The 22,369-nt window shown below is 73.2% G+C and carries 19 protein-coding genes, 1 tRNA gene and 1 pseudogene; 9 read left to right on the forward strand and 12 right to left on the reverse strand.

Annotated features, from left to right (window positions below; genetic code table 11):
• The first annotated feature begins 142 nt into the window (after nucleotides 1-142).
• Nucleotides 143-1,057 (forward strand): cysteine synthase A, encoded by a 915-nt coding sequence (gene cysK, locus AC0IW9_RS09015; RefSeq protein WP_471647896.1) that lies wholly within the window; start codon nucleotides 143-145, stop codon nucleotides 1,055-1,057.
• A 12-nt stretch (nucleotides 1,058-1,069) separates the two neighbouring features.
• The gene (locus AC0IW9_RS09020; RefSeq protein ID WP_471647897.1) at nucleotides 1,070-1,864 is read left to right on the forward strand and encodes an enoyl-CoA hydratase/isomerase family protein; all 795 of its coding nucleotides are present in this window, start codon (nucleotides 1,070-1,072) and stop codon (nucleotides 1,862-1,864) included.
• Here the strand turns inward: AC0IW9_RS09020 and AC0IW9_RS09025 are convergent.
• A pseudogene (locus tag AC0IW9_RS09025) lies at nucleotides 1,830-2,995 on the reverse strand (MFS transporter). The gene AC0IW9_RS09020 and the pseudogene AC0IW9_RS09025 overlap by 35 nt on opposite strands.
• A gap of 143 nt (nucleotides 2,996-3,138) precedes the next feature.
• Between AC0IW9_RS09025 and AC0IW9_RS09030 the strand changes: the two are divergent.
• A complete protein-coding gene (locus tag AC0IW9_RS09030) occupies nucleotides 3,139-4,026 on the forward strand; it encodes an NAD(P)-dependent oxidoreductase (RefSeq protein ID WP_471647898.1) in 888 nt (295 codons plus the stop codon).
• On the forward strand, nucleotides 4,026-4,991 hold the full coding sequence (locus AC0IW9_RS09035) for a Bug family tripartite tricarboxylate transporter substrate binding protein (RefSeq protein ID WP_471647899.1): 966 nt from the start codon (nucleotides 4,026-4,028) through the stop codon (nucleotides 4,989-4,991). The genes AC0IW9_RS09030 and AC0IW9_RS09035 overlap by 1 nt, the downstream gene beginning before the upstream one ends.
• A 61-nt stretch (nucleotides 4,992-5,052) precedes the next feature.
• Here AC0IW9_RS09035 and AC0IW9_RS09040 read toward each other — a convergent pair whose 3' ends face one another.
• Nucleotides 5,053-6,033, reverse strand: coding sequence for a Bug family tripartite tricarboxylate transporter substrate binding protein (locus AC0IW9_RS09040; RefSeq protein WP_471647900.1), 981 nt, complete (start codon nucleotides 6,031-6,033; stop codon nucleotides 5,053-5,055).
• On the reverse strand, nucleotides 6,030-6,233 hold the full coding sequence (locus AC0IW9_RS09045) for a hypothetical protein (protein WP_471647901.1): 204 nt from the start codon (nucleotides 6,231-6,233) through the stop codon (nucleotides 6,030-6,032). The genes AC0IW9_RS09040 and AC0IW9_RS09045 overlap by 4 nt, the downstream gene beginning before the upstream one ends.
• Nucleotides 6,234-6,464: 231 nt before the next feature.
• Here AC0IW9_RS09045 and AC0IW9_RS09050 point away from each other — a divergent pair, with 231 nt between their 5' ends.
• The 3 genes from AC0IW9_RS09050 to AC0IW9_RS09060 all read left to right on the forward strand — a co-directional run bounded on the left by AC0IW9_RS09050 (nucleotide 6,465) and on the right by AC0IW9_RS09060 (nucleotide 9,446).
• Nucleotides 6,465-7,190 carry an SH3 domain-containing protein gene (locus AC0IW9_RS09050; RefSeq protein ID WP_471647902.1) on the forward strand — a complete coding sequence of 242 codons (726 nt, stop codon included), beginning with the start codon at nucleotides 6,465-6,467 and terminating at the stop codon, nucleotides 7,188-7,190.
• Between the two features lie 74 nt (nucleotides 7,191-7,264).
• Nucleotides 7,265-8,125, forward strand: coding sequence for an LLM class F420-dependent oxidoreductase (locus AC0IW9_RS09055; RefSeq protein ID WP_471647903.1), 861 nt, complete (start codon nucleotides 7,265-7,267; stop codon nucleotides 8,123-8,125).
• Between the two features lie 64 nt (nucleotides 8,126-8,189).
• Nucleotides 8,190-9,446 carry a serine hydrolase domain-containing protein gene (locus AC0IW9_RS09060; protein WP_471647904.1) on the forward strand — a complete coding sequence of 419 codons (1,257 nt, stop codon included), beginning with the start codon at nucleotides 8,190-8,192 and terminating at the stop codon, nucleotides 9,444-9,446.
• Nucleotides 9,447-9,458: 12 nt separating this feature from the next.
• On the opposite strand, the gene AC0IW9_RS09065 is transcribed toward AC0IW9_RS09060, so the two are convergent.
• Both AC0IW9_RS09065 and hflX read right to left on the reverse strand, forming a co-directional pair.
• Entirely contained in the window at nucleotides 9,459-10,682 is a 1,224-nt protein-coding gene (locus AC0IW9_RS09065; protein WP_471647905.1) for a serine hydrolase domain-containing protein, read from the reverse strand.
• Between the two features lie 101 nt (nucleotides 10,683-10,783).
• Nucleotides 10,784-12,151: a GTPase HflX gene (gene hflX / locus AC0IW9_RS09070; protein WP_471647906.1), complete on the reverse strand. Its 1,368-nt coding sequence runs from the start codon at nucleotides 12,149-12,151 to the stop codon at nucleotides 10,784-10,786.
• 155 nt (nucleotides 12,152-12,306) lie between these two features.
• Here hflX and AC0IW9_RS09075 point away from each other — a divergent pair, with 155 nt between their 5' ends.
• Nucleotides 12,307-13,356, forward strand: a complete 1,050-nt coding sequence (locus AC0IW9_RS09075) for an SDR family oxidoreductase (protein ID WP_471647907.1) — start codon at nucleotides 12,307-12,309, stop codon at nucleotides 13,354-13,356.
• A gap of 58 nt (nucleotides 13,357-13,414) precedes the next feature.
• Here the strand turns inward: AC0IW9_RS09075 and AC0IW9_RS09080 are convergent, their stop codons facing one another.
• From AC0IW9_RS09080 to hemC, 6 genes are all read right to left on the reverse strand, one after another.
• Nucleotides 13,415-13,579 carry a hypothetical protein gene (locus AC0IW9_RS09080; protein ID WP_471647908.1) on the reverse strand — a complete coding sequence of 55 codons (165 nt, stop codon included), beginning with the start codon at nucleotides 13,577-13,579 and terminating at the stop codon, nucleotides 13,415-13,417.
• A gap of 146 nt (nucleotides 13,580-13,725) precedes the next feature.
• Nucleotides 13,726-13,800 (reverse strand) — tRNA-Thr (locus AC0IW9_RS09085).
• A gap of 75 nt (nucleotides 13,801-13,875) precedes the next feature.
• Nucleotides 13,876-15,225: a heme biosynthesis HemY N-terminal domain-containing protein gene (locus AC0IW9_RS09090; protein WP_471647909.1), complete on the reverse strand. Its 1,350-nt coding sequence runs from the start codon at nucleotides 15,223-15,225 to the stop codon at nucleotides 13,876-13,878.
• A gap of 4 nt (nucleotides 15,226-15,229) precedes the next feature.
• Entirely contained in the window at nucleotides 15,230-16,450 is a 1,221-nt protein-coding gene (locus tag AC0IW9_RS09095; protein ID WP_471647910.1) for a COG4223 family protein, read from the reverse strand.
• An 8-nt stretch (nucleotides 16,451-16,458) separates the two neighbouring features.
• Nucleotides 16,459-17,202: a uroporphyrinogen-III synthase gene (locus tag AC0IW9_RS09100; RefSeq protein WP_471647911.1), complete on the reverse strand. Its 744-nt coding sequence runs from the start codon at nucleotides 17,200-17,202 to the stop codon at nucleotides 16,459-16,461.
• Nucleotides 17,195-18,205: a hydroxymethylbilane synthase gene (gene hemC / locus AC0IW9_RS09105; protein ID WP_471647912.1), complete on the reverse strand. Its 1,011-nt coding sequence runs from the start codon at nucleotides 18,203-18,205 to the stop codon at nucleotides 17,195-17,197. The genes AC0IW9_RS09100 and hemC overlap by 8 nt, the downstream gene beginning before the upstream one ends.
• 42 nt (nucleotides 18,206-18,247) lie before the next feature.
• On the opposite strand from hemC, the gene tsaD reads away from it, so the two are divergent.
• Entirely contained in the window at nucleotides 18,248-19,336 is a 1,089-nt protein-coding gene (gene tsaD, locus AC0IW9_RS09110; RefSeq protein ID WP_471647913.1) for a tRNA (adenosine(37)-N6)-threonylcarbamoyltransferase complex transferase subunit TsaD, read from the forward strand.
• A gap of 3 nt (nucleotides 19,337-19,339) precedes the next feature.
• On the opposite strand, the gene AC0IW9_RS09115 is transcribed toward tsaD, so the two are convergent.
• Complete coding sequence (locus AC0IW9_RS09115) at nucleotides 19,340-21,808, reverse strand: PAS domain-containing protein (RefSeq protein ID WP_471647914.1); 2,469 nt, start codon at nucleotides 21,806-21,808, stop codon at nucleotides 19,340-19,342.
• Between the last annotated feature and the right edge of the window lie 561 nt (nucleotides 21,809-22,369).

Consider the following 22,369-nt stretch of genomic DNA (forward strand, 5'->3'; position numbering starts at 1 on the left):
TAGCAGAGGAGGCCGGAAGCCCGAAGCCGGGGCCGGCCGGCCATGCCGGAGAAAGCCAACCGATTGCGGATCGGGCGGGGGAGCGGGGTTGCAGGCGGGCGGTGCCGATGCCCAGATCCGCCTCAGCAAGGAGACCAGGGTCATGAAGTCTGCCAGCGTTCTCGAGACCATCGGCAAGACGCCGCATATCCGGCTCGGCCGGCTGTTCCCGGATGCCGAGGTCTGGATCAAGTCGGAACGCTCGAACCCCGGCGGCTCCATCAAGGACCGCATCGGCATCGCCATGGTCGAGGCGGCCGAGGCCGATGGCCGGCTGAAGCCGGGCGGGACCATCATCGAGCCGACCTCGGGCAATACCGGCATCGGCCTGGCCATGGCCGGGGCGGTGAAGGGCTACAGGGTCATCCTCGTCATGCCCGACAGCATGTCGGTCGAGCGGCGCCGGCTGATGACCGCCTATGGCGCGACCTGTGAGCTGACGCCGCGGGCCGAGGGCATCAAGGGCTCCATCGCCAAGGCCGAGGCGCTGGCGGCCAGCATCCCCGGCGCCTGGATCCCGATGCAGTTCGAGAATCCGGCCAATATCGACATCCATGTGCGGACCACCGCGCCGGAGATCATCGCCGATTTCCCCGAGGGGCTGGACGTGCTGATCACCGGCGTCGGCACCGGCGGTCACATCACCGGCTGCGCCCAGGCACTGAAGGCCCGGTGGCCGAAGCTGCAGGTCTTCGCGGTGGAGCCCAGTGCCTCCCCGGTCATCTCGGGCGGCCAGCATTCGCCGCATCCGATCCAGGGCATCGGCGCCGGCTTCGTGCCGAAGAACCTGCATACCGATCTGCTGGACGGCGTCATCCAGGTGAGCGGCGACGCCGCCAAGGACTTCGCCCGGCGCTCGGCGACGCAGGAAGGGCTGCTGGTCGGCCTTTCCTCCGGCGCGACCCTGGCGGCGATCGCGCAGAAGCTGCCCGAATTGCCGGCCGGGTCGCGGGTGCTGGGCTTCAATTACGACACCGGGGAGCGCTACCTGTCGGTGCCCGACTTCCTGCCCGAATAAAGGACCAAGCCCATGGCCGATGACACGCCGCTGCTGGTGACGCGCGAGGGACCCGTCGTCCGCGCGGTGATGAACCGGCCGGAGCGGCGCAATGCCCTCAGCACCGCGATGGGCGAGGCCTGGGACCGGCTGCTGGCCGAACTCGCCGCCGATGCCGCCGCCCGGGTGCTGGTGATCGGCGGCGCTGCCGGGCATTTCTGCGCCGGGCTCGACCTGACCGAAGTCGCCTCGGACGAGACGCCCGAGCAGAAGCTGGCGCGGCAGACCCTGCGCAACCGGCGGACCGGGGCGCGCTTCGGCGATATCGCCGCCCTGCCGCAGGTGGTGATCGCCGCCATCGAGGGTTCCTGCCACGCCGGGGGCCTGGGCTTCGCCTGTTCGGCCGATATCGCCTTCGCCACCGCGGCCGCGCGCTTCGCCGCGCCCGAGGTGCGGCGCGGCCTGGTGCCGGCGCAGATCCTGCCCTGGGTGGTCAAGCGCACCGGGCGCACTGCGGCGACGCGGCTGGTGCTGGAAGCCAGCGTGATCGATGCGGCGGAGGCCGGGCGGATCGGGCTGGTGCATCAGGTGCTGGCCGATGCGGCGGCGCTGGAGCGGCAGGTGCAGGCGACCATCGCCGCGGTGCTGGAAGGCGCGCCGGGGGCGCTGGCCGAGACCAAGGGGCTGCTGGCGGCGCTCGGCCCGATCGCGCCCGAGGGCTATGCCGAGGTGGGGGCGGCGGCCTTCGCGCGGACGGCCTCGAGCGCGGAGGCGGCCGAGGGGATCGCCGCCTTCAAGGGGAAGCGGAAGGCATCCTGGGTGGCCTAGGGGCGCGGCGCAGGCGCCAGGCCATGGCCAGCGCGGCGAGCGCGAGCTGCGCCGCGACCAGCCGGAAGGGCGCCTCGAAGCCGCCGAGCAGCGGCACCAGCGCGGCGAAGGCGGCCGGCCCGGCGATATAGCCGCAGAAGACCAGCAGGGTGGAGCCGCTGGTCGCCTCCGCGATGCTCTCGGCCGGGGCGAGGCGGGCGACCTCCGCCATGACGATGCCGTTCCAGCTCGCGCTCAGGAAGCCGTTCGCCGCGGCCAGCGTCAGCAGCCACGCGAAGGGCGCGCCGGGCGGCAGCAGGGTGAAGGCGACCAGCGCCAGGGCGGCGGCGAAGGCCTGCACCATCAGGTTGCGCGGCGCATTGCCGGTGCGGTCGGCCAGCCAGCCGAGGGCGATGCGGGCGATGATTCCGGCCACCTGCATGGCGGCGAAGACGCTGCCGGCGGCGACCAGCCCGAGGCCGCGCGCCTCGACCAGCCAGGTGACGCAGAAGGTGAAGAGGCAGCCCTGCGCCACCGCATAGGCGAGGCCGAGCGCCGAGAGCGGCAGCAGCATCGGGTCCAGCCGCATGGCGCGGAAGGGCGCCAGCAGGTTGCCGCGGCCGAGGATGGCGCGCAGCGAGACGGCACGCGCCGGCTCCCGCTCCGCATCCAGCCTGGTCCGCAGCGGCTGCACGAGGAGGCAGGCGAGCAGCGCGGCGCCGACCGCGGCCAGCACTGCGGCCTGCCAGCCCCAGGCGGCGGCGATGGGCGCGGCGGCGAGGCCGGCGACGGCGCCGCCCAGCGGCGCGCCGGCCTGCTTGACCGAGAAGATGAGCGTCCGGTGCTGCGGCGGCGCGGTGGCGGCGGCCCGTAGCCGAAGCCGAGCAGCAAGGAGGCGAGCAGCAGCGCCGGCAGCGTCCCGAAGCCGGCCAGCAGCAGGCCCAGCGCCGAGATGGCCGTGCCGCCCTGCAGCGCCCGCACCGGGCCGAGGCGGGCCAGCAGCGCGCCGCCGAACAGCAGGAAGACCACGGTGCCGGCGGCGGCCATCGCATTCAGCGGGCCGATGCTCTCGGGGCTGAGGCCGGCGGCGCCGGTCAGCAGCGGGGCGATCACCGGCAGGGTCTGGCCCAGTCCGGAGGCGACCGCCTGCATCAGCAGGGTGGCGGCGAGGGGCGCCACCCAAGGTGCGCTGAAGCAGCGGAATGTCACCTTGTGAAGGCTACAGCCCCGGCCGCCGGGTTGCCAGGGGCCGGGCCCGCGTGTTCAGTCCGCCGCAATCAACGGAGGGACTATCCATGGGTGAGCCGATCGGCTTCATCGGACTGGGCATGATGGGGCTGCCGATGGCGCGCAGCCTGCTGCGGAACGGCCAGAGCCTGGTGGCCTGCGACCCCAGCGCCGCGGCCCGCGCCGCCCTGGCCGAGGGCAGCGCCCCGGGCGCCGTCTGCTTCGTCGAGACGCCGGCGGCGGTGACGGATATCGCCCGGGTGATCGTGCTGATGCTGCCCGACAGCAAGATCGTCGCCCAGGTGATGGAAGGGCCGGCCGGCCTGCTCGCCGGGCTGCGCGGCGGCCAGCTCGTCATCGACATGGGCTCCTCCCTGCCCGGGGAGACGCGGCGGCTGGCGGCGCTGGCTGCGGCGCGCGGCGCGGCGCTGGTGGATGCGCCGGTTTCGGGCAGCGTGGTGAAGGCCCGGGCCGGGACGCTCGCCATCATGGTCGGCGGCGAGACGGCCGCCTGGGCCCAGGCCGAGCCGGTGCTGCGCGGCATGGGCGAGACGCTGATCCGCACCGGCGCGGTCGGCAGCGCGCATGCGATGAAGGCGCTGAACAACTACGTCTATGCCGCCGGGCTGCTGGCGACGGCGGAGGCGCTGCACATGGGGGAGGCGCTGGGCCTCGACCTCGGCGTGCTGGCGGATGTGATGAATGCCTCCTCCGGCCGCAACATCGCCACCGAGACCAAGGTGCGCCAGGAGATCCTGCCCGGCCGCTACCAGGGCGGCTTCCAGCTCGGCCTGATGCGGAAGGACCTGGAGACGGCGGGCAGCATCGCCGCCGAGACCGGCTTCGATGCCAAGGCGCTGGCGCTCTGCCGCATGCTCTGGACCGATGCCATGGCGGAGCTTGGGCCCCGCGCCGACAATACCGAAATCCACCGCTACCTCGGGGGTGTGCGCTGATGTTGACCCGTCGCCTGGCACTCGCCGCGCCGCTGCTGCTGCCCGCCGCCGCCCGCGCCCAAGGCACCAGCGTCCAGGGGAATTGGCCCGACCGGCCGATCCGCCTGGTGGTCGCCTTTCCGGCCGGCAGCGTCACCGATACGCTGATGCGCCACCTGTCGGAGCCACTGGGGCGCGAGCTCGGCCAGCCCGTCATCATCGACAACCGCCCCGGCGGCAGCGGCGTGATCGGCACCGACAGCGTCGCCCGCGCCGCCCCGGACGGGCATACCTGGTGCGTGCTGAGCGTGACCAACGGCGCGCTGAATACCTATCTCGTGCCGAAGCTGCCCTACGACCCGCTGAAGGATTTCGCGCCGATCGGCTACATCGCCGAGACCGCCTACATTCTGGTGGTGCCGGCCGACAGCCCGGCGAAGGACCTGCGCGGGCTGCTCGATCTGGCCAAGCGCCGCAACCTGACCTTCAGCCACGGCAATTCCAGCGCGCTCATCGCTTCCGCCACCATGGCACGGATGGCCGGCGTCGAGATGACGGCGGTGCCCTATCGCGGCGGGCCGGAGGCGCTGACCGACGTGATCGCCGGGCGGATCGACAGCACCTGGACCGACTTCGCCGCCGGCATGCCGCAGGTGCGGGAAGGCAAGGTGCGGGTGTTGGCGGTGACCTCGGCCAAGCCCTTCGCCCTGGCGCCGGAGATCCCGCCGGTGGCGAGCCTGCTGCCCGGCTACGGTTTCGACTTCTGGTTCGGCATGTCGGTGCCCGCCGCCACCCCGGCGCCGATCATCGCCCGGGCCAATGCGGCGATGAACAAGGTGCTGGCCTCCGCGGAATTCGCCGAGAAGGTGGCGCGGCTGGGCTATGTGCCGCGCGGCACCGAGCCGGAGCAGTTCCGCACCATCCTGCGCAGCCAGATCGCGGAGCTGACCGCGCGGGCGAAGGAGGCGGGGCTGGAGCCGGGGTAGAGCAAACCCCGAACGGGTGACTTCACCCGGGAGGGGTAATTTGCTCGCCCTGTAAGCCCGCTCAGTCCGGCTTCACCCCCGCCGCCTGGATCACCCCGCGCCAGCGGGTCAGCTCCGCGGCGATGAAGGCGGTATACTCCGCGGGTCCCATCGTTCCCGGGACGACGCCGAGCCCGGCGAAGCGCTCGCGCAGCTTCGCCTCGCCCAGCGCCTCGGCGATGGTCGCCCGCCAGCGCTCGGTGATGGCCGGGGCGATGCCGGCGGGGGTGGAGAAGCCGAACCAATTGGTGCTGACCACGGCCGGGAAGCCGGCCTCGGTGAAGCTCGGCACCTCGGGCAGGGAGGCATCGCGCCCGGCCTCGCTGGTCGCCAGCGCCCGCAGCCGGTTGGCGCGGAGATGCGGCAGGGCGATGGGCAGGCTTTCCATCACCGCGGGGATCTGCCCGCCGATCGCATCGGCCAGCGCCGGGGCGGAGCCGCGATAGGGCACGTGGGTCAGCTCGACCCCGGTGGCGCGGGCGAGCAGCACGCCGATCAGGTGGTTCATCGTGCCATTGCCGCCGGTGCCGTAGGCGAGGCCGCCGGCGCGGCTTTTCGCCAGCGCGACGAACTCGGCCAGGCTCTGCGCCGGCACGCCGGGGTTGACCACCAGCACGCTCGGGAAGGTGCCGACCGCCGCGACATGGATGAAATCCGCCAGCGGGTCATAGGGCACGGCCGGATACAGCACCGGGCCGATGCCATGCGAGGCGGCATTGGACATGATGACGACATGCGCGTCGCCGCGCGCCTTGGCGACCAGGTCGGCACCGACCAGGCCGCCGGCGCCGGGCCGGTTCTCCACCACGATGGGCTGGCCGAGCCGGGTGCCGATGGTCTCGGCGAGGATGCGCGACAGCGTGTCGCCGGCCCCGCCGGGCGGGAAGTTGACGATCCAGCGGATCGGCCGGTCCGGCCAGGCGGGCGGCGATTGCGCCTGGGCAAGGCCAGGGATGATGGCGGGGGCGAGGGCGGCCAGCAGGGCGCGGCGGGGCAGACTCATGCGAAGGCCGCCGCGCCGATCCGATGGGTGCGGAAACCCAGCGCGCCCTCGGGCGCGAGGCCGGGGAATTCCTGCGGGTACTTCGGTTTGCCCAGCATCCGCTGTTCGACTCCCATCCGGAGCCGCACGGTATCGCCCGCCATGATCTCCTGGCCAGGGGCAGGGAATGTCCCGCGCGGTATGGCGATGGCCTCGGACATGGTGCAATTCCTTTACCTTGCGGTGAAAAGCTGCCTCCCGGCCGGGCAATGCGGGTGCCGGCGGGGCGGATGCGGTGGTTCGGCCGCCGTCATGCCAATCGCGTGCCAGGAGGCATCGCGATCTTGTCGGCTAGGCAACCTTGCGTTGCTGGTGCGTTGAGGCGGCAGGGCGGGACCGGCAGCGGGGCCGGTCGCCAAAGGGATACCGGTATGCGTGGGATGGGGCTGAGCTTGGCCATAATCGGCCTGGTTGCGACGGGTGGCGTCGTGCTGCTGCGGCCGCAGGGGCCCAGCACCGCGGCCGGGGTGGTGCCGGTTTCGGCCGAATCCCGCATGATCGACGCGGCCGAGACCGCGCTGCGCGGCCGGCTGCGCCAGGCCGGGGAATTGCGCTTCGGCGCCATGCAGGTCTTCGACTTCGGCCCGGCCGATGAGCGGGCGGTCTGCGGCACCGTGCGCCCGGCCTCGGGCGGGCCCGAGGCCCCCTTCGTCCTGCGCGTGCTGCTGCCGCGCAGCGAAAGCCTGCCGGGCATCGCGCCGCGCTACCAGACGGTGATGGAACAGGGACCGGGCCTGCCGCATGCCGGGGCCCAGGCCGCGGCGCGGTATTGCCGCGACCAGTCGGCGCCGGCGGCCGAGGCTCCCATGGCCGCCGCGCCCGCCGCCATGCCGCCGCTGGCCTATAGCGGTGCCTCCGCGACGCCGGCCGCCGCGACCTTCGGCGGTGGCGCCCCCGGGGCCGCCGTCGGCGGCGGAGCCCCCGGTGCCGCGGCGGAGACGGTGGTGGTACGCAGCCCGGCCCGGCTGCGCAGCGCGCCGGGCGGCGATGTCCAGCGCGTCGCCGCGGCGGGCGAGGCCCTGGCGGTCATCGGCCGGGCACCCGGCGGCTGGGTGCAGGTCGATACCAACGGCACCCAGGGCTGGGTCCACGGCAGCCTGCTGGAGACCGCGCCGTAAGGGCTGCCGCCACGGTTGCCGGCGTTGCGGGTTGTGCCAAGCTGCACCGGCCCGCCACGCCGGAGGATACCGGGATGCTGAAGATCGGCGCCGTCATGTTCTTCACGGCGGCTTCCATGCCGCCGGCCGAACTCGCCAGGCTGCTGGAGGAACGCGGCTTCGAATCCCTTTGGGTGCCGGAGCATACGCATATCCCCTCCTCCCGGAAGACGCCCTATCCGGCCGGGGGACCGCTGATCCGGCCCTACTACGAGCTCCTGGATCCCTTCCTCGCCCTGACCGCCGCGGCGGCCGTCACCACCCGGCTGCAGCTCGGCACCGGCATCGCCCTGGTCACCCAGCGCGATCCCATCGTCACCGCCAAGATGGTCTCCACCCTCGACCAGCTCTCGCAGGGCCGCTTCCTGTTCGGCATCGGCAATGGCTGGAACCAGGATGAGATCGAGAACCACGGCACCGGTTTCGGCACCCGCCACAAGCTGGCACGGGAACGGGTCGAGGCGATGAAGGCGATCTGGACCGAGGAGGAGCCCGAGTACCACGGCGAATTCGTGAATTTCGACCGCATGAAGCAATGGCCCAAGCCCTACCGGGCGCCGCATCCGCCCATCATCGTCGGCGGCGCCTTCCCCTATGGCGCCCGGCGGGCGATCCGCTACGGCGACGGCTGGATCCCCCGGGCCGACCGGCTGGAGCGGGACGGCATCGGCGTGCTGGTCGAGGAATTCCGCCGGATGGCGGCCGAGGCGGGGCGCGACGCCGCCGGCCTGCCGATCACCGTCTTCCGCGCGCCCGAGAACCTCGCCAAGCTCCGCTATTGCGAGGAGATCGGCATCGACCGGGCGGTCTTCAGCCTGCCGGCCGAGGGCCGCGAGACGCTGCTGCCGATCATCGATCGCTGGGCCGAGCTCCGGCGGAAGCTGGGCGGCCGGTAGCGGCCGGCCGCTGTTGGAAGCCGGGGGCAGGGCGGTCTAGGCTTCCTTCCGGAGGATACGAACCATGAAACATCTGCTCGTCGCGGGGATGCTGCTGGCCGCCGTGCCGGCACCCCCGCCGGCTCTGGCCGCCGATCCCTTGCCGCGTGCCGCGCCGGATACCCTCGGCTTCTCGCCGGAACGGCTGGCCCGCATCGGCAGCACCATCGATGCCGAGGTCCGCGAAGGCCGCATGCCCGGCGCCGTCGTCGCCATCGCCCGCCGCGGCAAGCTGGCCTATTACGAGGCCTTCGGCTTCCAGGACGGCGGCCGCACCCGACCGATGACCCGCGAGGCCATCTTCCCGATCGCCAGCATGACCAAGGTGCTGACCGGCGCCACCCTGATGTCGGTGCTGGAGGAAGGCCGCCTCTCGCTGAACGACCCGGTCAGCCGCTTCTACCCGGCGCTGGGCAGCATGCGCGTCGCGGTCGACGGCAATCCGGAGAATACCGTCGCGGCCGAGCGCCCGATCCGGGTGATCGACCTGGCGCGCCATACCTCCGGCATCGTCTACGGCGCCCGCGGCACGACGCCGGCGCATCAGCTCTGGCAGCGGACCCTCGGCGGCTATGCCCGGATGAGCCGGCCGGACTTCATCGCCGCCATGGCCGGGCTGCCGCTGCTGCACCAGCCCGGCACGGTCTGGGAATACAGCCTCTCGATCGACGTGCTGGGCCTGATCATCGAGGAGCGCACCGACAAGTCGCTGGGCGAGGCCATGGCCGAGCGCATCCTGCGGCCGCTGAACATGTCTGATACCGGCTTCGTCGTGCCGGAGGCCCAGCGCGGCCGCTACGCGACGCCGCTGCCGACCGACCCGCTGACCGGCCGACCGCAGGAGAATCGCGTCGGCCTCAGCGCGCCCGGCTTCGAGGGCGGCGGCGGCCAAGCGGTCTCGACCGCGGCCGACTACATCCGCTTCGCCCAGATGTTGCTGAACGGCGGCACCCTGGAGGGCAAGCGCGTGCTGGCGCGGAAGAGCGTGGAGGAGATGACCCGCGACCACCTCTATCGGGAGATCGCCAACAATGTGCCGACGACCGAATCCCACCTGACCAATTTCGGCTTCGGCGTCACCGTCGCGGTGCGGCGGGAAGGCGGCTCGGACGTGCTCGGCAGCCCCGGGATGTTCACCTGGAACGGCGCCTATGGCACCGCCATGTGGGTCGACCCGAAGGAGGAGCTCGCGGTGGTCTTCATGGCGAGCACACCGGGGATGATCCGGCAGCACTACCGCCGCGTGCTCAATGCCCTGGTCTACGGCGCCATCATCGACTGAAGCCGCGCCGCCTCAGTCGATGATGGCCTGATAGGTCAGCACCCGCAGCTCACGCCGGATCGGATAGGTCGAGGAGGGCATGAGCTGGGTGAGCAGGATCACCGCCATCTCCTCGGCGGGATCGATCCAGAAGGCGGTGCTGGCGGCGCCGCCCCAGGCATATTCGCCGGGGCTGCCGAGCACCTGGGCCCGGGCCGGGTCCAGCATGACCGAGAAGCCGAGGCCGAAGCCGATGCCTTCGTAGCTGGATTCGCTGAAGCGCGGCTGGCCCATCGCCGCCATGTCGCCGCCGAGGTGGTTGGCGGTCATCAACTCCACCGTCTTGCGGCCGAGCAGGCGGGTGCCCTCCAGTTCGCCCTTGTTCAGCATCATCCGGCAGAAGCGGAGGTAGTCGTCGGCGGTGGAGCAGAGCCCGCCGCCGCCGGAGGCGATGCGGCCGGCCTGGGTGAAGCGGCTCTTCGCGGGATCGTCGATCAGCATCAGGTTGCCGTCGGGGCCGCGGCCGTAATTCGCGGCGAAACGGCCGAGCTTCCCGGCCGGCACCTGGAAGCCGGTATCGACCATGCCGAGCGGCCGGATGACCCGTTCTGCCAGGAAATCCTCGAAGGGGCGGCCGGAGATGACCGCGACGAGGTAACCCAGCACGTCGGTGGCGATGCTGTAGTTCCAGGCGGTGCCGGGCTGGGCCAGCAGCGGCAGCGCGGCGGCGCGCTCCACCACCTCGCCCAGAGTCGCGTCCGAGGTCTGGAAATCCACGCCGCCGGACCGGTAGAGCGCATCCACCAGGGTCGATTCCATGAAGCCGTAGGTCAGGCCGGAGGTATGCGTCAGCAGGTCGCGGAAGGTGATGTCGCGGACCGCGGGCACCGTTTCCACCTTGCCGCGGGCGCCGCCGGCCAGCACCCGCTGGTTGCCGAAGCACGGCAGGAAGCGGGTGATGGGATCGTCGAGCTGGAAGCGGCCTTCCTCGTACAGCATCATGATGGCGACGCTGGTGAGCGGCTTGGTCATCGAATAGATGCGGACGATCGCGTCATCCGCCATGGCGGTGCCGCGTTCCCGGTCGGCGAGGCCGCAGCAGCGGCGATAGGCGACCCGGTCCCGCCGGGCGACCAGGACGCTGAGGCCGGCGAGCTTGCCCTCGGCGACCAGGCGATCCATCCAGCCGTCGATGCGGGCCAGGCGCTGGGAGGAGAGCCCGAGGGCTTCGGCGTCATCTCGAACGACCATGTCCATGGCAGTGCCCTGTCCCTGCTGGCCCGGGCTCCGCCATTCGGAACCGGGCGCGGCGATGCTAGCCCGCCCGGCCGGACGGTGTCCAAGCGGGCGGCTCGCGGTTACCCCGCCGCGAGGCTCCGCCGCAGCCGGGCGATGGCGCCGGGCAGGCCGCGCACCTTCAGCACCCGCCCATTCTCGTCGTAGTCCTCCGACAGGACCCGGGCGCTGTCGTAGATCTCGCCGATCAGGCCCTGCCTGGCATAGGGCAGCACCAGCACGTCCTCCACCATGGCCGCCTCGAAGAAGGCCATGATGGTCTCGCGCAGCGCGGCCACATCGGCGGGGGCATGGGCCGAGAGCATGATCGCGTCCGGATGCTTCTCCGCCAGGGCGGCACGGCCGGCCGCATCCACCCGGTCCATCTTGTTCAGCACCAGGCGGGACGGCACCTCCTCCGCGCCGATCTCCCGCAGCACGCCGCGGCTGACCTCGAGCTGCGCCTCGTAGGTCGGGTCCGAGGCATCGACCACGTAGAGCAGCAGCGACGCCTCCAGCGCCTCCGTCAGGGTGGAGCGGAAGGAGGCGACGAGGTCGTGCGGCAGCTGCTTGATGAAGCCGACCGTATCGGAGACGAGCACGCGGGGCCGGGTTTCCGGCTGCAGGATGCGGACGGTGGTATCGAGCGTGGCGAAGAGCTTGTCCTCCACCAGCACCTGGCTGCCGGTCAGCGCCCGCATCAGGGAGGACTTGCCCGCATTGGTATAGCCGACCAGCGCCACCCGCAGCTGGTCCCGCCGGCCGGTGCGGCGCTGGTCGCTGTCGCGCTGCACCGCCTCGAGCTGCTCCTTCAGCTCCGAGATGCGGTCGCGGATCTTGCGGCGGTCGAGGTCGAGGCTGGTCTCGCCGGCGCCGGGCCCCTGCTGCCGGCCGCCGCCGCTGGAGGATTCCCGCAGCCGGGGCGCCACGTATTTCAGCCGCGCCATCTCCACCTGCAGCTTCGCCTCGCGGGTATTGGCATGGCGGTGGAAGATCTCGACGATGACGCCGGTGCGGTCCAGCACCTGCGCCCCGGTGGCGCGCTCCAGGTTGCGGATCTGGCTGGGCGACAGCTCATGGTCGACGATGACGAATTCGGGCCTGCGGGCCGCATCCGGCTTGGCCGGGTCGGACTTGGGCGAAGCGGGCTCGGCCGGATCGGTGGCGCCTTCGAAGCGCTGCCGCGCCTTGGATTTCGCCGCGGGCGCCATCGAGGTGACCTCGCCGGTGCCGCCCGTGAGCGCCGCCAGCTCCGCCAGCTTGCCGCTGCCCAGCAGGGACCCGGCGCCGGTGCCCTCGCGCCGCTGCGAGACCCGTCCCGCCTCCTCGTAGCCCAGCGTCTTCACCAGGCGTGCCAGCTCGTCGAGGCTGGCTTCATGCGCGACGTCGTCCACCTCCGGCGTCTGGATGCCAACGAGGACGGCGCGAGGGGTCGGGGGCTGGGTCTGCATGGCGGTGGCATAGCATGGATCGGCCCCACGCCCGGCACCCCCGGCGCCCTGCATCAAGGCCCCGGGCCAGGTCATTGGCCCCGCGCCATGATGCGGAACCTCGGGCGGGGAGGCGCTGTTGGGTCCGCAGTCCCCCCACATCGTCCGAGGTTCCCATGTCGCAGATCCGGCTCAAGCCGCTCTCCCAGCAGGTCATCGTCATCACCGGCGCCAGTTCCGGCATCGGCCTCGCCACCGCCCGCATGGCCTGCGAGGCCGGGGCCTGCGTCTTCCTCATCTCCCGCAATGGCGAGGCGCTGGAGCGGATCGTGGGCGAGCTGCGCGGCCGCGGCGGCCAGGCCGACCACGCGGTCGCCGACGTCGCCGACCAGGCCGCCATGGAAGCCGCCGCGGCGCAGGCCGAGGCGACCTATGGCCGGATCGACTCCTGGGTGAACGATGCCGGCACCTCGGTCTACGGCACGGTCATGGAGACGCCGGTCGAGGACCAGCGCCGGCTGTTCGAGACCAACTACTGGGGCGTGGTGCGCGGCAGCCTGATCGCCGCCCGCGCCCTGCGGGCGCGGGGTGGTGCCATCGTCAACATCGGCAGCATCCTCTCGGACCGCGCCATCATGCTGCAGGGCACCTATTCCGCTAGCAAGCATGCGGTGAAGGCCTTCACCGATACCCTCCGCATGGAGCTGGAGGCGGAGGGCGCGCCGATCAGCGTCACGCTCATCAAGCCCTCCGGCATCGAGACCGCCTTCCAGGAACATGCCCGCAACCGGCTCGACAGCCCGGGCACCAAGGTGCCGCCGCCGGCCTATGACCCGCGCCTGGTCGCCCGCGCCATCCTCTATGCCTGCAGCCATCGCAAGCGGGACATCATCGTCGGCTTCGGCGGCCATGCGATCTCGCTGCTCGGCGCGCATTTCCCGCGGGCGACGGATCTGCTCATGGAAGCGATCGGCTATTCCAGCCAGACCAGCGACAAGGCGCCGCGGCCCGACCGCACGGACAACCTCTATGCCCCGCGCGGCGACGGCACCGAGAAGAGCCTCACCCGTCCGGTGGTGCCGGTGCGCAAGACCAGCCTCTTCCTGGAGGCGCAGCTGCATCCGGTGGCGACGGCGGCGGTGCTGGCCGGGCTCGGCGCGATGGTGGCGGGGGCGATGGTGGCGCGGCAGCTGGATCCGCGGCGGGGCCGGCGCCGTTCCTGGTAATCCGGTCCCGGTAAAGCCGGCGATGCGGCGGGCGACCGCCGCATCGCCGGTGGCGGCCCTAGCGCATCGGCGCGGCGGGTGCGGTATTCATTGGGGTGGGTGCGGTGCGCCCATTGGTATCCGGCGTCGCGGTCGAGCTGGTGGCGCGCGGCGGCTGGGCACAGGCCGCCAGGGTGACGACGAGGCCGGCGAGGAGGGCGGTCCGGATCGGATGCTTGGCCAAGGAAGACTCCATGCGGTTGTTGCAGAACGGCATCGCGCGCATGGATGGAAAGTTGCCTGAGGGGGATCGGCCTGCGTCCGGGCGCAAGCATCCATCATGCCCGCCTAGGGGACGAAGCCTGCCAGAATAATGCTGCGGAAGAACCGTGGTGCCGACTCGGGGAATTGAACCCCGGACCTACTGATTACGAATCAGTTGCTCTACCCCTGAGCTAAGTCGGCAGCGCGATGGGTGGCTAGATAGCCGCGCCCGGCGGCCACGGCAACCACCCATCGTCGATCCTCAGCGAACCGGCATCAGGCAACCAGCGCCGGCGTCGCCCCGGGCTTGCTGATACCCGGCTTGTTGAGTCCGGGCTTGTCGATTTCAGCCTTGCCGATCGCCGGCGTGGTCGCCCGCGGCTCGGAGGTCCAGGCAATCCGCCCGACCGTGTCGCAGGCGGTGCAGACCGGCGCCCAGGCCGCATGCTCCGTCCCGCAGTTGCCGCAGCGCCAGCGCGGCTCCGGCGCGGCACCCGCCGCTTCCCGCAGCCAGCGGCCCTGGGCGGTGCGGGCTTCCACCGTCTCGCCATGCTCCGCCTCCTCCAGCTCCGCGAGGAGGAGATAGGCGCGGCGATCGGCCGCCCCGCTTTTCACCAGGGCATCCAGCGCGCCACGGGCCCGGCCGGTAAGCCCGGCGGTGATGGCGACCCGGGCCAGCAGCAGCCGGCTTTCGGCATGGGTCGGGTTGCGGCGGATCAGCACCTCCGCCGCCTTCACCCGCAGCAGCGGGTCGCTGTCGTCCATCAGGTAGGGCGCGACCAGGTCGGGATGCGGCGAGGCGGCCCAGGCATCCTCCAGCACCGCCTTGGCGCGGCGCGGCGTGCCGCCCTCGCGCAGCCGCTGCGCATAGGCGAGCGCGGCGGGGGTGAAGGCCGGGTCGGCCTGGAAGGCCTGCCGCTCCAGCTCGGCCGCCTTGTTCACCTCCGGCTCCTGCGCCGCGGCGGCCAGGGCGAGGGGGGCGCGCGGCGTCTCGGCCGGGGCCAGGGCCAGGGCCTCCCGCCAATTGTGGGTCTGCACGGCGAGCTGGGCGCGTTCCTCCCGCAGCCAGGCGGCGCCGGGCTGGCTGGCCTCGGCTTCCTTGGCCAGGGCCAGGGCCGCGGTCCAGTCGCCCTTGGCCATGGCCTGCCGCAGCAGGCCGCGCAGGCCGAGGAAGCGGGCATCCTCGCGCTCCGCCAGGGTGCGGAAGACCGCGGCGGCGGCCTCCTCGCGGCCGGAGAGGCGCTCGGCCTCGGCCGCCAGGAGCAGCGTTTGCGGGGTATCGCCTAGCAGGCCGCGCGCCTTGCGCACCTCCAGCCGGGCAGCCTCGGCGGTGCCGGCGGCGAGCGCTACCAGCGCCCGCGTCACCGCCGCATCGCCATCCACGCGGTGCCGCTCGACCCGGCGCTGGCGCAGCCGCCCGGGCCAGCGGCGGATGGCGCCGATGGCCGAAAGCAGTCCATGCACGACCGCGAAGGTTGCCACCAGCAGCAGCAGGGCGATGGGGAAGCTGGTGCCGATCCAGGCATCCCCCACCTTGATCTCGACGGTGCCGCCGACATCGGCCAGCCAGAGGGCCAGACCGACGCCGGCCGCGAGCAGCAGCAGGACCCAAAGAGCGCGGCGCATCGGCTCAGCCCATCGCCAGCTGGCGAAGCGCGGCGCGGGCAGCGACCAGCGCCCGGGCTTGGTCCGCCCAGCCCTGCATCGCGCTGCGCGCCGGCGGCGGCAGCTTCTCGATATGCTGCAGGCTCATCTCGATATCCCCCGCTTCCAGCGCGCGGCGGGCGCGCTCGATCTCGGCTTCCGCCGCATCGCCCCAGACGACCTGGTCGCCGCGGCGGACGGTCACCAGCCCGCCGAGGCGGGACAGCGCGCTATCCACCACGCCGCCCTTGCTGCCATCCGGCTGCATCGCCGCGTCGGAAGCGGCGCGGGCGGCCTTGGCGGCATCCTCGAAGGACAGCCGCAGCGCCGATTCGGTCGGCGGCGCCACGGTGGCGAAGCGGGCCAGCGCGGCCGGCGGCTGGTCGATCCGGCCGAGCGCCTCGCCCAGCGGCTGGCCGGCGAGCAGCGCGCCCCGCACGCCATCCACCGCCGCCATGCGGGAGGTGCGGCTCTCGATCGCCACCAGCCGCTGCTGCGCCGTCTCGAGCGTGCCGAGCCGCTTGTCGAGCGAAGCTTCCAGCGCGCCCAGGCGCTGGCCGAGGCTGCCCTCCAGCGCGGTGACCCGCTGCGTCACCGCCTGCTCGATCGCCTTGGCCTGTTCCTGGCCGCGGGTACCCTGGGCCTCGATCCGCTCGGCCAGCCGTTCGGCGCGGCCGGAAAGGGCATCGAAGGCATCGCGCGGGGCGAAGGCGGCGGGGTCGAGGACCGGGCGTGCCTCCAGCGCCGCCAACCGGCGCTCGAGCGCGGCATCGCGCTCGGTGGCCTGGGTGGTGGCGCGCTCGGCCGCGGCCAGGCGTTCGGTCAGCGCCGCGGCCTGGGTGGTCAGCGGCCGGATGTCGGCAGGGGCGGGGCGTTCCTCCAGGGTCCGGATGCGGGCCTCCAGCGGCTGCGCCTGCTGCACCCGGGCGCCGAGCGCACCGACCTCGCCGCGCAGCCCGTCCAGCGTCGTCAGCCGCTGCTCGATCTGCGCGACCCGGGCCGGATCGACGCCGCCATCGGCGGAGGAGCGCGGCGTGACCAGCAGCCACCAGACCGCCGCGACCAGCACCACGCCGCCGACGCCGATCACCACCGCGGCCGGATCCAGGCGGCGGCCGGCCGGCGGATTGAGGGGCGAATTCCGCGCAGCCGGCGGCGGCGGGATGGCCGCCGGGGCTTGCGGCTTGGTCTCGGGGGCTTTGGCCATTGTTTTGGTTACCTGGGTCCGAGCAGTTGCAAGAGCGAATCCTGGTCGGGCCGTTCGGCGATACGCACCGCGTGCCAGACCAGGGCGGCGTCATCGGCGCGAAGCGCCGCCGCGACCCTGGGGCTGATGGCCAACGCCACGATCCCCGCGGTGGTTTCGGCCAGCCCGGCCGTTCTGAGCATCGATATGGTACTCTCCGCCGAGCGTGGCGAGAAGAACATTGCCGCAACGACCCGGCCTTCGGCCAGTGCCTGCCGGGCGGCTTCCGGCAATGCCGTCGCAGGCGCAGCGATATAGGCCACCCGGCGCCGCACGCGGAAGCCCTTTCCCCGCAGCGCCGCCGCGAGATCCCGCCCGTAGCCGGTGCCGACCGCGAGCAGCAGCGGGCCGGCGGCCGGGTCCAGCCGGGCGGCGGCGAGCGCCGCCAGGGCGGCGGCATCGCCCGCCGCGGCCGTCACGTCCGTGCATCCCTGCCGCCGGGCCTCGGCCGCCGTCGCCTCGCCCACCGCCAGCACGGGAAGGTCCTTCGGCAGCCCGACCGGCGGCAGGGCGCGGGCGGCGGCGCGGCTGGTCAGCAGCAGGGCCTGGGCGCTGGCGAGCGGGAAGGGACGCGGCGCCAATTCCAGGGCCGGGGCCAGCACCGGCTCCCAGCCCAGCGTCGCGAGCTGCCGCGCCGTCTCCGCCGCGCCCGGCTCCGGCCGCGTCACCAGCACGCCGCGCGGCGCCTCCGCCGCTCCGGTGCCCTCAGGCAAACAGGTCGGCCGGGCAATCCGCCCGCAGCTCGTCGCCCAGGCTCCGGCCCATCCGGGCGGCATCGGCGGCGGCGCCGGTGACGGAGCGCTTCAGCAGGAAGCTGCCATCCGGCCGCGCCACCAGCCCGGTGAGGTGCAGGGTGCGGGGGGTCCGGGGCGGCGCATCGGCGGGCAGCGGCAGCAGCCGGGCATAGCCGCCGATCGGGGTGCGGCAGGAGCCGTCGAGCGCCGCCAGCAGCGCCCGCTCCGCCCGGCTGACGGCGGCCGCCTCGCGGTCCTCGATGGCCGAGAGCAGGTCGAGCAATTCGCCGTCGGCGCTGCGGCAGGTGATGCCGACGATGCCCTGGCCGGCGGCCGGGACCATCGCCTCCGGGTCCAGCACCAGGCTGGCGCGGTCCTCGAGGCCGAGGCGCTTCAGCCCGGCCAGCGCCAGCAGGCTGGCGGCGAACTCGCCCCCCGCCACGCGGCCGAGCCGGGTCTGGACATTGCCGCGGATGATGGCGCAGCGCAGGTCCGGCCGGGCATGCAGCATCTGCGACTGGCGGCGGACCGAGGCGGTGCCGATCACCGCCCCGGCCGGCAGGCAGGCGTAAGGGTCGGCCGGGTCCGGGGTGCCGCAGCCGGCGCCGAGTACGATCGCGTCGCGCGCATCTTCTCGCGTCAGGGTGCAGGCGAGCGCGATGCCGGCGGGCAGCTCGGTCTCCAGGTCCTTCAGGCTATGGACGGCGAAATCGACCCGCCGGTCGAGCAGGGCCTCATGGATTTCCTTGGCAAACAGGCCCTTGCCGCCGATATCCGCCAGCGCCCGGTCCTGGATGCGGTCGCCCGAGGTGGCGATGACATGTTCGTCGAAAGCATCGACGTCGCGCAGCACCGGGCAGACGCGGCGGATGATCGACAGGAAGTGCCGGGTCTGCCACAGGGCGAGCGGCGAGCCACGGGTGCCGACGCGGAGCGGCAGGCTGCGGCCGTGTTGCGGGGCGACGGTTGCGGCGGGGAGCATGGGCCGTCTCATAGGCCCGGTGCGGCGAAGGGGAAAGTGCGGATGGAGGCTTCGGCCGTGGTGCTCGGGCTGGAATCGAGCTGCGATGAGACCGCCGCCGCGGTGCTGCGCGCCGATGGCAGCATCCTGGCCGAGGCGGTGCTGAGCCAGCTCAAGGAACACACGCCCTATGGCGGGGTGGTGCCGGAAATCGCCGCCCGGGCGCATCTGGAGCACCTGCCGCGCCTCGCCGCCCAGGTGATGGCCGAGGCGGGCGTCGGTTTCGCCGCGCTGGCCGGCATCGCCGCCACCTCCGGCCCCGGGCTGATCGGCGGGCTGATCGTCGGCGCCAGCTTCGGCAAGGGCCTGGCCATCGCCCATGGCCTGCCCTTCGTCGCGGTGAACCACCTGGAGGCGCATGCGCTGACCGCCACCCTGCCGGGCGTGGTGCTGGAGGGTGCGCGCTTCCCCTACCTGCTGCTGCTGCTTTCGGGCGGCCATTGCCAATGCGTGGCGGTGGAGGGCATCGGCCGCTACCGCCGGCTCGGCACCACGCTGGACGATGCGGTGGGGGAGGCCTTCGACAAGACCGCCAAGCTGCTGGGCCTGCCCTGGCCGGGCGGGCCTGCGCTGGAGAGGCTGGCGACCCGGGGCGATGCCAGCCGCCACAAGCTGCCGCGGCCGCTGCAGGGCCGGCCGGGCTGCGACTTCTCCTTCAGCGGGCTGAAGACGGCGGTCGCGCATGCGGTCGGCAAGTATCCCGGCGGCCAGCCCCCCGAGCAGGACCGCGCCGACCTCGCCGCCGGCTTCCAGGCGGCCGTCGCCGCCGTGCTGGCGGACCGGGCGCGGCATGCGCTGGACATGCTGCCGGCCGCGACCGCGCTGGTGGTCGCCGGCGGCGTCGCCGCCAATGGGGCGGTGCGCCGGTCCCTGGCCGGCGTCGCCGGGGAACGCGGGCTGGCGCTGGTGGCGCCGCCCATCCGGCTCTGTACCGACAATGCCGTCATGGTGGCCTGGGCGGGGATCGAGCGGTTGCGGCTGGGTCTGGTCGATCCGCTCGGCCATGCGCCGCGCCCGCGCTGGCCGCTGGAAGCCCTGGCCGCGGAATCCCTGGCCGCGGAAGCCCTGGCCGCCGAAGCCCGGGCGACCTGAGCATCAGCCCGGCGGCTTGACCGCCTCGCGCGGGGCCGCCGCCGCGCGGCGCCGCGGCCCCAGCGCCTCGGCCGAGAGCACCCGCGCGGCGGGCAGGGCGATGCGGCAGGCCAGCCCCTCCGGCTGCCAGTCCATGGTCAGCGAGCCGCCGAGCTGGCCGCGGACGATCGCCTCCATCATGCGGGAGCCGAAGCCGCGCCGGGTCGGGACCGGCGGCACCGGCGGGCCCTGCCGTTCCACCCAGGACAGCACCACCTCCTCGCCGGCCAGCGCCCAGTCCAGCGCCACCGTGCCGCCGATGCAGGAGGCGGCACCATGCTTGGCCGCATTCGTCGCCAGCTCATGCAGCACCATCGCCAGCGGCTGCACCGCCGCGGCGGAGACCGCGATGGTGGGCCCCTGCAGGCTCACCGAGCCGCTGGGGCAGCTCGCCAGCTCGCGCTCGGCCAGCACATGCAGGTCGGCGCCGATCCAGCCTTCCTCGGCCAGCAGGGTATGCGCCCGGGCCAGGGCGGCGACCCGCGCCTCCACCGTGGCGATGAAGGCCTCCGGCTGGTCCCGCCGGGTCAGCCGCAGCACGGATTGCACCACCGCCAGCACGTTCTTGGCCCGGTGGTCCACCTCCCGCGCCAGCAGGATGCGGCGCTGCTCGGCCTCCCGCCGCTCGCTGATATCCTGGGAGACGCCGGCGAGGCGCAGCACCGCGCCGCTCGCCGGATCGCGCTCGGCCACCGCGCCATGGGTGGCGACCCAGCCCCAGCCCTGGCCGGGTGGGCGGCGGCGGACCCGGAATTCGGTGATGAATTCGGCCCGCTCGCCGGCGATGACGGCCTGCAGCAGCGCCATGGTGGGCGGCCGGTCCTCAGGATGCACCGCGGCCGTCCATTCCGCCAGGGAGAAGCTGCTGCTGGTCGGGACCTCCACCGCCTCGTTCGCCGCCGCGATGCGGGTCCCGCGATCCGCCACCGGGTCGTAGTCCCAGGTGGTCAGCCGCGCGGCGGAAACCGCCAGCCGCAGGGTCGCCTCCCGGTCCGCCAGGGCCAGGGCGGCCTGCCGGCGGTCGTCCACATCCTCCACCACGCCGACCCATTCGGCCTCGGCCTCGTCGTCGCGCAGCGGCACCGCCCGGGCGCGCACCCAGTGCCAGGCGCCGCTGATGGTCAGCACCCGGTATTCGACATCGATGGGCTGCTGCCGCTGCCGGGCATCCTCCCAGGCGGCGATCGTCGGGGCGAGGTCGTCCGGATGCAGCATCGCCAGCCAGCCGGTGCCGCGCAGCGCGGCGTCGGACTGGCCGGTCAGCGCCTCCCACCCCTCGGCCTCGAGGATCCCGCCGCTGGCATCGCTGCGCCAGACCACCAGCGCCCCGGCCTCGGCCAGGGCGCGGAAGCGGCGCTCGCTGCCGGCCAGCCGGGCCATCGCCTGGTCGCGTTCGGTCATCGCATGGGCCAGGGCATCCACCTCCCGCAGGATGGGGCGCTCGGGCGATGCCGCTTCGGTCAGCCGGCGCAGCGCCCGGGCGATGCGCCCGGCCAGCGCCGCCGCCAAGGCCCCGCCGCCGGCCAGGATCGCCGCCGCCAGGATCCCCACCTGCTGCAGGGCCCGCTGGCGCGGCGCGGTGAATTCCGCCTCCGGCAGGCTCAGGGTGACGGTGAAGCCGCTCTGCGGCGCGGTGGCATAGGCGAAGGCGGCCAGGATGCCCTCATGGGTCTGCGCATTGTGCAGCACCCCCTCCGGCCGCTGCGCCAGCCGCGTGGCGAAGCCGGGGCGGATGGGCTTGCCGAGGAATTCCGCTTCCGCCTTGGAGCGGGCGACGATGACTCCGGCCCGGTCGATGACCGCGGCCACCCGTGCTTCCGAGCCCAGCTCCGCCCTTTCGCGCAAGGCAGCGGCCAGCCGCCCGGCCGGCAGCGCGGCGGCGAAGGCCAGGCGCGGCCGCGCGGCCGGGGCGGGCGGTTCCCCGCCCGGCCCCGGTGACGCCCCTGGCCCCGGGGCCAGGGGCGTCACCGGCACCACCACCGCGACCACCTGCCGGCCGGTATTCTGGCTGGTGACCAAGTTGGTGATGCGCGACCGGCCGCTGGCCAGCGTGTCGCGCATGGCGATCGGCACCGGCGCTTCCGCCCGGCGTTCCCCCGGCGCCCAGGTGGTGCTGAGCAATTGCCCCGTGTCCGAGGCCAGGCCGATTGGCGTGCCGTCGAGCTGGTAGGACATGGCGCGCATCTCGGCTTCCACCCCGGCCATGTCGTCCTTGGCCAGGGCGGCGGAATCGGCCAGGGCGCGCAGGCCGATCTCGACGCGCTGGATCTCCCGGTCCACCAGCGCCGTCATGGTCCGCACCTGGCCGAGCACCTCCGCCTCCGCCCGGCCGCGCGCCTGGTCATAGGCATGCCAGACGGCAAGGCCCGCCAAAGCGGTCAGGGGAAGGGCTACGGTCACGACCAGCAGGAGCAGCAACGCGCGAAGGCTCAAGGTGCGGCGTTCCGCCATGGCATTCGACACGCCTCGGTTGAAGGCTGAGGCTAGGATCATGGCCGCATAGGATGGTGGAGTGCGCCCAAGGAACACCGTTTCCCGCAGCCGCCCGGGTCAATACATCGGGAGCAGCGGGAACGGTGGTGCCACTTGGGCTTCCGCACGCGATGCGGCCCGGTGCGGGACGGCGCAAAGCCTGGAAAAACCACGCCAGGAGGCCCCATGGCCGGGGGCGTCCTGGGGCCTGGCCCCGGCCCGCGGCCCGCCCCGGCGGGGCAGTCCGAGCCGCGCCTCGACTCGGCCGCGCATGGTCTCGGAGAAGGCGGCGCTGCTGCCGAAGTCCTGTGCCGGCATCCCGACGGCGATCCCCATCCCGATCCCGGCGCGCCCGGCCAGGGTGAAGCGCTGCAGCGCCCGGCTCCTGCGCCAGGGCGATGCGCCACCGCGCCTCGCGCGCCTCCGTCGCCATCGGGTCGGTATCCGGCATTTGCGGGCCTTTGCTAGGGCCGGCCTGGATAGTCCCTCGGGGTAAAGAGCGGCTTAATCCGGCACCCCCAC

Source organism: Belnapia sp. AC561 (assembly GCF_979252845.1).